We start from the raw sequence: 12,284 nt of genomic DNA, 5'->3' as shown, positions 1-12,284 counted from the left end.
GGCGGGCCGCGAACAGGCAGCGCTGGTCGTATCGGGTCTGGTACAGTGCAGATCGATAGGGCCTCAAAACAATAACAACGGAAGTATTGAAATGAATCATGCTCTGAATGCATTCAGCTTGGCGGGTCGAGTGGCACTGGTAAGCGGCGCCAGTTCGGGAATCGGCCGTGCGGTGGCACTGGCCCTAGCGGCTGCCGGTGCGCAGGTGGTGGTCATCGCGCGCCGCGCCGAAGCATTGCAACAAACGGTGGTGTTGATTGAGCAGCAGGGCGGTCAGGCGGCGGCGCTGGCCGCCGATCTGAGTGACTTTGATGGGTTGGCTAAAGTGGTGGAGCAGGCTGGTGAACCCTTTGGTGCTCCGGATATTCTGGTCAATGCGGCCGGATTGAATCTGCGTCAGCCGGTAGACGAGGTCAGCCCGCAAAGCTGGGATCAAACGCTGGATATCAACCTCAAGGTGCCGTTCTTTCTGGCGCTGGCCATGGTACCGGCGATGAAAGCCAAGGGCTGGGGGCGGGTGATCAATATCGCTTCACTACAATCGCAGCGGGCGTTCGCCAACAGCCTGCCCTACGGTGCCTCCAAGGGCGGGGTGGCGCAGATGACCCGGGCGATGGCCGAGGCCTGGTCGGCGGATGGGATCGGCTGCAACGCGATCGCGCCGGGGTTTTTCCCCACCGAGCTGACTGCGCCGGTGTTTGAAGACCCGGTGAGGTCGCAGCAGTTGGCGGATCAGACGGCGATTGGACGTAATGGCCAGCTGCAGGACCTGGACGGACCGCTGATCTTTCTCTGCTCGCGGGCGTCGGACTATGTCACCGGTCAGGTGTTGTTTGTCGACGGGGGCTTTACCGCCAAGTAAGCGGCAGGGATTCCCCGCACCGGGCTGTTTAGACCGGTGCGGGGTTAAGGGTTTGGGCGCAGCGGTCGGTATTACTGGTCGTTGTCGGGTCGATCTTCCAGCTTCATCACCATATCGATCTCGTCGCTGTCACTGCGCTCGTTCAGCTCGTCGATCAGCTCGCTGGCCACCTCCGGGATCGCTTCGACCACGGTTACAGCCACATCCACCGCCTGTTCCGGCGCCGCTTCGGAGATCCGGGAGACGAACTCGACCGCCTCCTGATTCAGTTCCTGCACCGCCTCTTCCGGCGTATTGATGCTGTCGACGGTTTCGATCAGTTCTTCGATCACTTCATCGCTCTGACATTCGGACAGGTTGCCGACGTACTCTTCGGTCACCTGGGTGGCGGTATCGGGAATCGCTTCGACCATGGTCACCGCCACATCCAGCGCCTGCTCCGGCGCCAGCTCTGTGATAGATGAGACCAGTTCTACCGCCGCCTGATCGGTGGTGTCCTCCTCTCGGTCGGCCGGCCGGATCGCCTCGTGCTCTTCAGCCATAAGCTTGGCGTAGAACTCGGTGACTTCGACGGCGGATTCCGGATCGGCTGCGATCATCGCCGTGGCCATCTCGACCCGTAGATCGGGGTTTTCGGTACCGATACGGGTTGCGATCTCGACGACCTGGCTGGGCAGGGTAGTGGCGATCTGGGCGATTAGATCCGAGGCTAGCTCCGAATTGGCGGTAACAATGGCAGAAGTAATTTCAGCGGCCTGATCGGGTACGGCCTCGATCAGCGCTTCCTGCAGACGCAGGCCGTCGACGGCGGTGATGGCGGCCATGGCACCGGCCATTTCGGCGACCTGTTCGGGGGTGTTGATGGCCACGGCCTTGGCCATCCGAATCGCTGCCGCCGGGTCGGTATCGGCCACCGCCGCCGCCAGTTCGGCCTCCGGGCTAAGCGGTGAATCCGGCTCCTGGTACTCGGTCCGCGGGTCGAGGTCGACCACCGGGGGAATCGCAGCCGCCTGCATAACGAACTTCTCCTGCTGATCTGCCGGCAGCGCCTCGCGGGCAAACATCCGATAGACCACGAAGACGCAGAGCAGCAGCTGCAGTACACCCAGGAATCCGAACAGCGAGCTGTTGCCGAACTGCTCCATCACCAGCGAGGTGGAGTAGGGGCCGACAATACCGCCCAACGAGAAGGCCAGGATCAAACAACCCATACCGGCGACCATCTCGCTCTGGCGCAACTTATCGAAGGTTTCCGAGATACTCAGCGGATAGGTACAGGCGATGATGCCGCAGGTGATGCCGGTGGCGACCGACATCATCCAGAACAGGCTCTCATCGGCCAGCAGGGTGACGCTGAAACCTGCTATGGCAGAGATTATCAAACTGGCCAGCAGTACGGTCCGGCGGTCAAACCGGTCCGACAGGTAGCCCACCGGGAACTGCAGCAGAAAGGCGCCCATGATCGCAGCACCCATGTACAGCGACAGCTGGAAATCGATGATGCCGTAGCTGTCGGCGAACACCGGCAGCATGTTGAACGCGGCGGAGTAGATCCAGCCGGATACGAAACAGCTGACAACCCCCAGCGGCGAGATGCGGTAGAGTGCGAGCAGCGACATCGGTTCGATCTCTTCCACCGTCGGGCCGCTGCTGCGGCTCAGCACGATCGGCACGATCGAGGCGCAGAGCAGAATGCCGCTGAGGACGAACAGCACGGTGCCGGCCGGACTGGCCAGGTTGATCAGGAACTGGCCGCAGAACAGTGCCACCAGGGTGACGACCTGATAGAACGCCAATACTTTGCCGCGGGTCTCCTTGGTGGAGCTCTCGCTGAGCCAGCTCTCCATCGCGGTGTAGGCGCAGGCGTTACAGAATCCGATCAGAATCCGCATCGCCGCCCACAGAATCGGGTCCGAGGCCAGGCTGCAAACCAGGATGCTGACCGCCGCCAGCGCCAGACAGCCGGCGAACATCCGGATATGTCCGGCCCGACGGATCAGCAGTCGGGCGTAGATACCACCCAGCAGCATGCCGACAAAATAGAGCGACAGCACCATACCGATGGTGTCGGTGCCGAGCTGATCCATCCCCATGCGTACCGGCAACAGGATATTGATCAAGCCGTTGCCCAGCATCATGATGAAACAGCTGATAAACAGCGAGGCAAACGAAAGCAGTGTCAGGCGCAAGGCGGTGGTCTCGTTGGGTGGTTAGCGACAGTACGAAGCGATAAGTATAGAAGAGCTGTGAGGACTCACAATGGCGCGATCTTATCTACCGATAGCAGCATATTCAACGCCTAACGCTTAAAAAAGAACCACCTCAACGCAACCTTTGTGGCCAGGCTCGAATCGCGTCAGGGTTAACGGCTGAATAGCCGACCGATCTCCGATGCCGTAACCGGTCTGCTGAACAGATAGCCCTGGCCCAGATCGCAATTCAGCTCTTTCAGCAGCTCCAGCTGTTCCGGCAGCTCGATCCCTTCGGCGATGATCTTGTAGCCGAGATTGTGGCCCATCTCGATCATCGAGCCGACCAGCAGCTGGGATTTACGGTCGCTGAGCAGGTCATCGACAAAGTGCTTGTCGATCTTCAGCACATCGATATTCATATGCTTGAGCGAGGCGAACGAGGAGTAGCCGGAACCGAAGTCGTCGATCGCCAGCGAAATGCCCAGCGCTTTCAAGCTCTGGAAGGCCGACAGGTTTTCGGTACTGGTCTGGACCACGCCTTCGGTGACCTCCAGCTCCAGCTCGGCGGGGCTGATACCGGTGGCGCTCAGGCTGTCCTCAATCAGCGTGACCAGGCTTTCATCCAGAAAGTGGCTGGGATGAACATTGATCGCGGCTCGGATCCTGGGCAGTCCTTGCTGTTTCCAGGCCGCCAGCTGCTGGCAGGTCGACTGAATCACCCACTCGGTCAGGGGCTTGATCATGCCGATATGTTCGGCCACTTCGATAAAGTCGAACGGCGACACCTTGCCCAATTGCGGGTGCTGCCAACGTAACAAGGCTTCGACCGCGACAAACCGGCCGGTTTGAATATCGACCTGCGGTTGGTAGATCAGGGTCAGTTGCTGCCGCTGGATCGACTCGCGCAGGAACAGCTCCACCTGCAGGCGATACTCGGCCTTGTCGGTCAGCTCGGTCTTGTAGAACGCATAGCGGTTTTTACCCAGGTCCTTGGCTTCGTAAAGCGCGGTATCGGCTGCTTTGATCAGTGTCTGAAGGTTGTTGCCGTCGGCCGGGAAGTGGGCGATGCCGATGCTGCAGGAGGGGATGATATTCCGACCCAGCAGTTGGAACGGACGGGAGATAAAGTTCAAACAGCGCTCGGCCACCTTGGCCGAATAATAGTCATCGACGATGTCGTGGAGGATGATGCAGAACTCATCCCCTCCCAGCCGGGCGATAAAGTCGGTCTCGCAGCAAGCCTGTTTAAGGCGTGCGGCGATCTCCTGCAACAGCAGATCGCCGGCGTCGTGGCCGAGACTGTCATTGACGGTCTTGAAGTTGTCCAGATCCAGGTAGAGCAGACTGAAACAATGGTTACTCTGCTCGGACAGCTGCAGCTGTTCCTCCAGACTGAGGTGGAAATAGTCCCGACTAGCCAGTCCGGTGAGGGCATCCCGGAAGGCCAGGTCGCGCATCCGCTTATGATTATGCTCACGCTCCATGATGATGCCGGCCAGTTGCGCCGCAGATTTCAGATCGGCGAGTTCCTCGTCGGTGGGGGTGGCGATGTGGTTGTAGTACATACCGAAGGCGCCCAGCACAACATTGGCCGAGTTCTTGATCGGTTCGGACCAGCAGCTACGCAATCCATGGGGCAGGGCGTACTGTTTCAATTCGGCCCACTTGGGATCGGTGTCGATATCTTCGACGATCACCCGCTTGCCGGTGTAGGTGGAGGTGCCGCAGGAGCCGACGTCGGGTCCGTTCTTGAGGCCGTTGACCGCCTCGCAGTAAACCTGCGGCAGGCTGGGGGCGCCGCCGTGAAGCAGGGTGTCGCCGTCCAGCTCCAGCATCGAACAGCGCATGCCGGGGTGACGGCTCTCGTACAGCAGCGCGATCTGGTCATAGATCTCTGATGCCGGCTCGCCCTTGGCGATCATCTCCAGAATCTTGGTGGTGCGCTGGTCGAACATCTCCGAACGCTTTTTGTCGGTGATATCGACATGGGTACCGATCAAGCGGATGGCTTTGCCCTGATCGTCGATCAGTTTAAAGGCTCGGGAGCGGATAAACAGATAGTGGCCGGCTTTATGCCGCATCCGCATCTCGGCCTCGAACACCTCCAGCTTACCGGCCAGATAACTCAGTGCTCGCTGGCGAACCGCCTCTTTGTCGTCGGGGTGGACCAGCTTCTCCCAGGTTGTAAAGGAGGGCTCAAGCTCGTCGTTCTGATAGCCCAGCATGCTTTTCCAGCGCGGGGAGTAATAGACCTGATTGCTCAACAGGTCCCAATCCCAGAGGCCGTCGTTGGCGCTGCGCATCGCCAGTGCAAAGCGTTCTTCGTTGTGAAAGAGCTGGTCGGTTTGTTCCTTGACGGTATCCTGGAGCTGTTGATTCAGGCGGGACAGCTCCTGTTGGGCCTCTATACGCTCGGTGATATCCCGAATCGCGCCCACCACGCGGACCGGTTTGCCCTGCGCATCACGTTCGACAATCTCGCCACGATCCAGCACCCACAGGGTTTCACCGTCAGCCCTGACCATGCGGTGCTCGTGGTTGTACTTTTCGATCCCCTCGGGATCGGCCAGCACCTTGTCCAGCGCCGCCATCACCGACGCAAGGTCATCCGGGTGCAGCAGCTTGATGAAATCCTCCACCGGGTGTTGCAGGGAGCTTTCGTCCAGCCCGAGTATCTGGCACCAACGGATATTGTGGGTGACCGTGTCGTTGTTGATATCCCAGTCCCAGATCCCCTCTCCGGCAATATTCATCGCATAGGAGTAGCGGTTCTCACGCTCTTCCAGCTCATGATAAGCATCTTTGAGTTCGGTCACGTCTTTGGCGATGATCAGGATCTGCGGTTCCCCGGAGGGCCCCTGGAAGGGTTTCTTGACCGAGAGGTAGTGTTTGATTTCGCCGCTGTTGCTGTCGGTGGAGGTCTCTTCAACCTGCTGGGTCTCGCCGGCGCGGATCACATCGCGGACGTTCTCCAGATAGAAGTCGACCTGCGCCTTGTTGGTGTTGAAATGACCGTCATCACGGCCGATCAGTTGTTCCGGGGTGGTGTTGTAGTGCTGCGCCAGGGCGGGATTGCCGAGCAGAAACTTCCCGTTCCAATCCTTGACCATGATGATGTCCGGCGATTCGTTAACCAGCAGCTTCGACAGGCTGAGCTCTTGATGAATGCTTCTCCAGAAGCTCAGCGCCTGGTCTTCGCTATCTGCGGTCGGCCCCGTAGCTAAACAGTGCGGACAGCAAACCTGGTAACGGTGCCGCTCGGTGGCCTGCACCCGAGAGTCGGGCTGCTGGCAAAACGGGCATGTCAGTTTAGGTCGGGACATCAGCTTTCGATTCTTCTCCTTCCGAATCCAAGTGTTGTACAAAGCGGTTCCATTTGCCAACCGGGCTGGTATCGGTTTCCGCCGACTGACGGGGTGGCTGATGCCCTTATCAGGATGAGTGGCCGTCATTTTAGAAGGGTTTCTAAATTAGTAAAAGCCGGCCTAGGTCTAGCGTATCGATATTAAGCGGGTTGGGGTTAATCACATGATGATTGGGCCTCGCTCAGTGGTGGTGCCCTGTTATCTCCCTTGATTGAAATGGGCTCAGCCAATCTGGAATATTCCTCAATTGACAAGCCAAGCCCACGACCGCTAAGGTGCAGCCCTTATCAGGTTGCGTCTGCAAGGTTTGCAGGCCTGGGAAGTTGGTGCGCCAGACGGCAATTCCAACACTGCCCCCGCAACGGTAGATCGGTTAAGTCGTTTCATGGGATCTGCGGATCTCGACCACTGTAGCTCCTCTCTCGACCACTAGGGAGGGGAATATGGGAAGGTGAAATGATGGGCCTCGGTTGAAAGATCGACGGAGCCCGCCGGTGAGTCCGGATACCTGCCTGGTAAATCAGGGAACCTACGAACAAGTCCCTACGGCTTCTGCAAGCGCCTGAAGTGCGCAAGTTCTAGGCACAAGCTGTAGCTAATGGCATCGTCCTTAGCAAAGGTTGTAACGACGAAATTGTGTGCTTCAGGCCTTGCCCTAAGGGGCGTTCAGCTTGGCCCGCACTCTGCGTTGCAGCTTTTAGTAAGGTCTAGACATTACGTCAAAGCTGCGCCTGGATTGCAGGCCAAGCTAAAAGCCAGAAGCTCGCAAGGACTTATTCGTAGGTTCCCTAGTCATGGTGTTGCGGAGGGCTTCACCGGGTAACCGTTTCAGATTTCTGGACCCTTACTCCATCCTCCCCAGCTCCGACTTTTTTATTTGTTGGAGACAATTTAATGTCCGTTAAAAAACTGCTTTCCCAGGCAGCCGCGTTGGCGTTGCTGTCGGGTTCCGTTCATGCCCATCAACAGATGGTTTATACCCCTGAACTGCTTCGCGATAACGGCGGTTCGATCACCCTGAAGATGCCGTTTACCCATCCGGCCGCCAGTGGGCATGTGATGACGGCCGATGCGCCGGAAGCCTTCTACAGTGTGCGCAAGGGCAAGAAAACCGACCTGCAGGAGCTGCTCAAGCCGATCGAATGGACCAGCGAGACCGGTACCGGCCCAGCTTACGAGGCCGCGGTTCGACTTCGCGGCCTGGGCGACAACGTGTTCGTCTACCGGATGGCGCCCTACTATGAAGAGAGCGAAGATCTCTACATACAGCAGATCACCAAGACCATCGTCAATGTTGGTGGGTTGCCGACCGACTGGGATGCCGACCTGGGTCTGGATGCCGAGATCGTGCCGCTGACCAAACCCTACGCCATCTACGCCGGCGGCAGCTTCACCGGGGTGGTTCGCAGTCAGGGTGAGCCGGTCCCCTTTGCCGAGATCGAAGTCGAGTACGTCAACTACCTGCCGGACGTTGAGGCAAACCGCTTTGCCGTTGAGCCGACCATCGTGCCGCCGGCCGACGCCTTCGTAACGATGACATTCTTCGCCGATGCCAACGGCACCTTCACCTTTGCGATTCCACAGGCCGGGCAGTGGGGCTTTGCCGCACTGGGAGTGGGTCCGAAAACCGAGCATAACGGTAAGGAGCTGTCGCAGGATGCGATGATCTGGGTTCAGGCCCATCCGATCGTCCAAAACCCGGCAGCCAAAGTTAAGCCGTAAGCAGGAGAGACCATGCATATTGTCGATGGTGCCCTGTCGCTGCCGGTGTTGGCCGGTGGCGCGGCGCTGGCCCTGGGCGGGGTTGCGATCGGGCTGAAGAAGATGGATTACGACCACCTTCCCCAGGTGGGGGTGCTGTCGGCGGCGTTCTTTATCGCGTCCTACATCCACCTGCCGCTGGGTTTTTCCAGCGTGCACCTGATCCTCAACGGCCTGATCGGGCTGGCGCTGGGCTGGGCCGCGTTTCCGGCGCTATTGGTGGCGCTGATACTGCAGGCGGTATTTTTCGGTTTCGGCGGCTTTCTGGTGCTGGGGGTCAATACCTTCAATATTGCGCTGCCGGCGGTGCTGGTGTTCTACCTGTGTCGCGGCGGGATTATCTCGGCCAGTCCGAAGACGGCGGCGATCTGGGGTGCCCTGGGTGGGGCTTCGGCCATCGCGTTGACCACCATTATGGTGGCCGCCAGCCTGGCATTCAGCGGTGATTCCTTTGTGTTGGCGGCCAAAGCTACCTTGATCGCCCATATTCCGGTGATGTTGGTCGAGGGCTTTGTCACCGGAGCGGCGGTGCTGCTGATCCGCCAGGTCAAACCGGAGTTTCTGAATATCTCGGAGGAGTGGGATCATGACTAAGCGCCTGCTGCCGCTGTTGCTGCTGGGCTGGCTGTCGCTGCCGCTGAATGCCCTGGCCCACAATGTGATCGGTGGGGTTTACGCCATCGGTGATCAGATCGAGGGTGAGATCGGCTTCTCCAACGGCGAGATGGCCCAGCAGGGCACGCTGGTGCGGATCACCGATGCCGACGGCCGTGAGCTGGGTCAAGTGAGCACCGATGCTGAGGGGTTCTTTGTGTTCAAAGCGACCCAGCGGGTCGAACATCGCTTCTTTGCCGATCTTGGTTCCGGTCATGTAGTCGAGATGGCGCTACCGCGCGAACAGTTGCCCGAAACCCTGGCGGGAGGCGCATCTGCTCAGGTCAAAACGGCTACCGACACGTCCACCCCTAATCCGGAGGCCATCGACCTTCAGCAACTGCAGCCACTGATCGAACAGGCGGTGGCACGCCAGGTGGCGCCGTTGCGCAAGGAGCTGGCGGCCTACAAGGAGAAGGCGTCGCTGCAGGATATTCTGGGTGGGATCGGCTATATCTTCGGTCTTTGTGGACTGGGGATCTGGTGGCGTTATCGACAACCTGCCGGCGCTAAGTCGTCTTCGGAGAATCGGAACGATGCCACAGGGGCTTGAACACAGCGGTACCTCCTGGAAGGGGCAGCAACTCAAGCATCGTCAGTCGGCGATCGACCGGCTCGACCCCCGTGCCCGGGTGGTGGCGGTGTCGGCCTTTGCGCTGGTGGTGGTGGTTTCATCCGATCTGATTGCGTTAAGCCTGGCCTTGCTGGGCGCGCTGCTGCTGGCGGTGGTGGCGCAGCTGAATCTGAAGCGGACCCTGCGTCGGGTGATCGCGATGGATCTGTTTATGCTGTTCCTGATCCTGATGCTGCCGTTCACGACCCCGGGTGAGCCCATTTTTCATGTGGCGGGCCTGCCGGCCAGCCAGGAAGGCTTGGTCCACGCGCTGCAGATCACCCTGAAGGCCAATGCGGTGGTGTTGGCGCTGCTGGCCCTGGTCGGTACCCAGACGGCGACCACGCTGGGCCATGCGCTGGCCCATCTGCGTGTGCCCGATAAGCTGGTGCACCTGATGCTGTTTACCGTGCGCTATTTGGAAGTGATCGGTCAGGAGTACAAGCGGATGCGCCGGGCGATGCAGGCCCGTGCCTTCGTGTTGCGCGCCAACCGTCATAGCTGGCGCTCGATCGGCTACCTGATCGGGATGCTGCTGGTACACTCGCTGGAGCGCTCCGAGCGAATCATGGATGCGATGAAGTGCCGCGGTTATCAGGGCCGCTTTTACCTGTTTGATGATATGCAACTGACGTCGGTCGATCTCCGTTTCGGGATGCTGGTTGCGCTGTTTCTGAGTCTATTGATAGGGCTGCATCTGTTATGAGTCAGCATGAGAATTCAATCACTGATGCTTCCGGGTCGGCCCCGTTGTTTGATATTCGTGGCCTGAGTTACCGCTACCCCCGCCGTGGACCGGTGCTCGATCAGGTCGATTTTCAACTCCATGCCGGGGAACGGGTCGCCTTGACCGGACCCAACGGCGCGGGCAAAACCACCCTGCTGCATCTGTTGGTGGGACTGAAGAAAGCCAAGGCCGGACAGATCCAGGCCTTCGGCCGTGAGCGCAGTGGGGAGGGCGATTTCGTTGAGGTGCGCGCCCGGGCCGGTTTTCTGTTTCAGGACCCGGACGATCAGCTGTTCTGCCCCACCGTGCTCGAAGATGTCGCGTTCGGGCCGCTGAATCAGGGCAAGAGCCGCGCCGAGGCGCTCGATTGCGCCCGTCAGACCCTGGCCTCGTTGGGGCTGGACGGCTTTGAAGAGCGTATCACCCACCAGTTGTCCGGGGGTGAAAAGCGGATGGTGAGTCTGGCCGCGGTGCTGGCGATGGAGCCGGAAGTGTTGTTGCTGGATGAGCCCAGCAATGCGCTGGATACCCAGGCCCGTCAGCGTCTTCTCGATACCCTGAAATCCCTACCCCAGGCGATGATCATCATCTCCCACGACGATGACTTTCTGCAGCAGCTGGCGACCCGCTGGTTGCGCCTGGATCAGGCCAAGTTAATTCCATCGGCCCAACCGGACCCACTGTCGCGCCCTGGCTTGGCGGAGAAGGTACCGGCCTGATGGAACTGTTCCAGCCGCTGTCCAATCCGGCGTTCCGCTGGCTGTTTGCCGGTCAGCTGATCTCGCTGCTCGGTACCGGGCTGGCCACGGTGGCGCTGGCGTTGCTGGCCTTCGAGCTGGAGCCCGAGCGCGCCGGCTGGGTGCTCGGTGGCGCGCTGGCGATCAAGATGGTGGCTTACCTGCTGGTGGCGCCGATCGTCGGCGGTTACGCCTCACGACTGCCTCGGCGCCAGTGGCTGGCGGGCCTGAATCTGGGGCGGGCGCTGCTGGTGGCGATGTTGCCGCTGGTGGAGCAGAGCTGGCAGCTGTTCGCGCTGATCTTCCTGCTGAATGCGATGGCGGCCGGTTACACCCCGGTCTACCAGGCGGCGCTGCCGGATATATTGACCGACGATACCGAATACACCCGGGCGCTGTCGCTATCGCGGCTGGCGATGGAAATTGAAAGCCTGCTGAGTCCGGCGTTGGCGGCCTTTTTACTGTTGTTTACCCCCTTTGCGCTGTTGTTTGAACTCAATGCGGTCGGCTTTGTGGTGGCGGCCTCGTTGCTGCTGTTGGCCAAGGTTCCGGCGGCGGCCCCGAGCGATCGCAGCGGCGGGATCTGGCAGCATGTCAGCTTCGGGATTCGCAGCTACCTGAAAACGCCGCGCTTGCGGGCTGCGTTGCTACTCAATCTGGCGCTGTCGGCGGCAGGCGCCATGATCATCGTGAATACGGTGGTTTACGTTCGCTCGGTCCTGGGGCTGGAGCAGCAGTGGGTACCGGCGTTGATGGCGGCCAGCGGGGCCGGTTCGATGCTGATCGCCTTCTGGATTCCGACCCTGGTGGAGCGTTTCGGCGATCGTCGGCTGATGCTCGGCGGTGGCCTGTTATTGAGTCTGTCGCTGTTTGTCGGGCTGACCGAGCCGGGTTACGCCGGCTTGATTCCGTTGTGGCTGCTGATCGGGGTCGGCAGCTCGATGGTGTTGATTCCGACCGGTCGGGTGGTGCGTGCTTCTTGTAATGAAGCAGATAGGAATGATTATTTCTCGGCTAACTTCGCCCTGACCCACGGCATGTGGCTGCTGGGCTACCTGCTGGCTGGCTGGCTCGGTCGCGACTCGGATATGCCGCTGGCGTTTTTCGGCCTGGGGGTGTTGGCGCTGTCGGCGACCCTGCTGGCCGCCTGGTTGTGGCCGGCGCGGGACGAGGAGGCGCTGTGGCACCACCATCCGGCGGTGGATCACCTGCACCCTCACGTCCATGACGAACACCACCAGCATGAGCATGAAGGCTGGGAGGGTCCGGAGCCCCATGTGCATCCGCATCATCATCATGCCCATAGCCACCGGCATAAATTCACCATCGACGAGCATCATGTACACTGGCCCAAGCAGTCCTAAGAGAGCTTG

9 protein-coding genes and 1 riboswitch are annotated in these 12,284 nt (G+C 60.0%); of the genes, 7 read left to right on the top strand and 2 right to left on the bottom strand.

Going from position 1 to position 12,284, the window contains the following annotated elements; all coding sequences use genetic code 11:
* Nucleotides 1–91 precede the first annotated feature (91 nt).
* Entirely contained in the window at nucleotides 92–862 is a 771-nt protein-coding gene (locus ACO05M_RS02625; RefSeq protein WP_421867385.1) for an SDR family oxidoreductase, read from the top strand.
* A 71-nt stretch (nucleotides 863–933) separates the two neighbouring features.
* On the opposite strand, the gene ACO05M_RS02620 is transcribed toward ACO05M_RS02625, so the two are convergent.
* Together ACO05M_RS02620 and ACO05M_RS02615 are read right to left on the bottom strand one after the other, a co-directional pair.
* On the bottom strand, nucleotides 934–3,051 hold the full coding sequence (locus ACO05M_RS02620) for an MFS transporter (protein WP_421867382.1): 2,118 nt from the start codon (nucleotides 3,049–3,051) through the stop codon (nucleotides 934–936).
* A 173-nt stretch (nucleotides 3,052–3,224) separates the two neighbouring features.
* The gene (locus tag ACO05M_RS02615; protein WP_421867380.1) at nucleotides 3,225–6,377 is read right to left on the bottom strand and encodes an EAL domain-containing protein; all 3,153 of its coding nucleotides are present in this window, start codon (nucleotides 6,375–6,377) and stop codon (nucleotides 3,225–3,227) included.
* 314 nt (nucleotides 6,378–6,691) lie between these two features.
* Nucleotides 6,692–6,949, top strand: a riboswitch (cobalamin riboswitch).
* Nucleotides 6,950–7,313: 364 nt separating this feature from the next.
* Here ACO05M_RS02615 and ACO05M_RS02610 point away from each other — a divergent pair.
* Genes ACO05M_RS02610 through ACO05M_RS02585 form a run of 6 tightly spaced genes read left to right on the top strand, consistent with a single transcriptional unit; the run spans nucleotide 7,314 to nucleotide 12,275 of the window.
* Nucleotides 7,314–8,141 carry a DUF4198 domain-containing protein gene (locus ACO05M_RS02610; RefSeq protein WP_421867378.1) on the top strand — a complete coding sequence of 276 codons (828 nt, stop codon included), beginning with the start codon at nucleotides 7,314–7,316 and terminating at the stop codon, nucleotides 8,139–8,141.
* 12 nt (nucleotides 8,142–8,153) lie between these two features.
* Nucleotides 8,154–8,774, top strand: coding sequence for a cobalt transporter CbiM (gene cbiM / locus ACO05M_RS02605; protein WP_421867376.1), 621 nt, complete (start codon nucleotides 8,154–8,156; stop codon nucleotides 8,772–8,774).
* Nucleotides 8,767–9,387, top strand: coding sequence for a hypothetical protein (locus ACO05M_RS02600; protein ID WP_421867374.1), 621 nt, complete (start codon nucleotides 8,767–8,769; stop codon nucleotides 9,385–9,387). The genes cbiM and ACO05M_RS02600 overlap by 8 nt, the downstream gene beginning before the upstream one ends.
* Nucleotides 9,371–10,153 (top strand): cobalt ECF transporter T component CbiQ, encoded by a 783-nt coding sequence (gene cbiQ / locus ACO05M_RS02595; protein WP_421867372.1) that lies wholly within the window; start codon nucleotides 9,371–9,373, stop codon nucleotides 10,151–10,153. The genes ACO05M_RS02600 and cbiQ overlap by 17 nt, the downstream gene beginning before the upstream one ends.
* The gene (locus ACO05M_RS02590; protein ID WP_421867369.1) at nucleotides 10,150–10,893 is read left to right on the top strand and encodes an energy-coupling factor ABC transporter ATP-binding protein; all 744 of its coding nucleotides are present in this window, start codon (nucleotides 10,150–10,152) and stop codon (nucleotides 10,891–10,893) included. The genes cbiQ and ACO05M_RS02590 overlap by 4 nt, the downstream gene beginning before the upstream one ends.
* On the top strand, nucleotides 10,893–12,275 hold the full coding sequence (locus ACO05M_RS02585; protein WP_421867367.1) for an MFS transporter: 1,383 nt from the start codon (nucleotides 10,893–10,895) through the stop codon (nucleotides 12,273–12,275). Before ACO05M_RS02590 ends, ACO05M_RS02585 begins: the two co-directional genes overlap by 1 nt.
* The last annotated feature ends 9 nt before the right edge of the window (nucleotides 12,276–12,284 follow it).

Origin of the sequence: Motiliproteus sp. (assembly GCF_965230735.1) — a bacterium.
GTDB lineage: Bacteria > Pseudomonadota > Gammaproteobacteria > Pseudomonadales > Balneatricaceae > Motiliproteus.
This window is presented reverse-complemented; position numbering and strand designations above follow the sequence as displayed.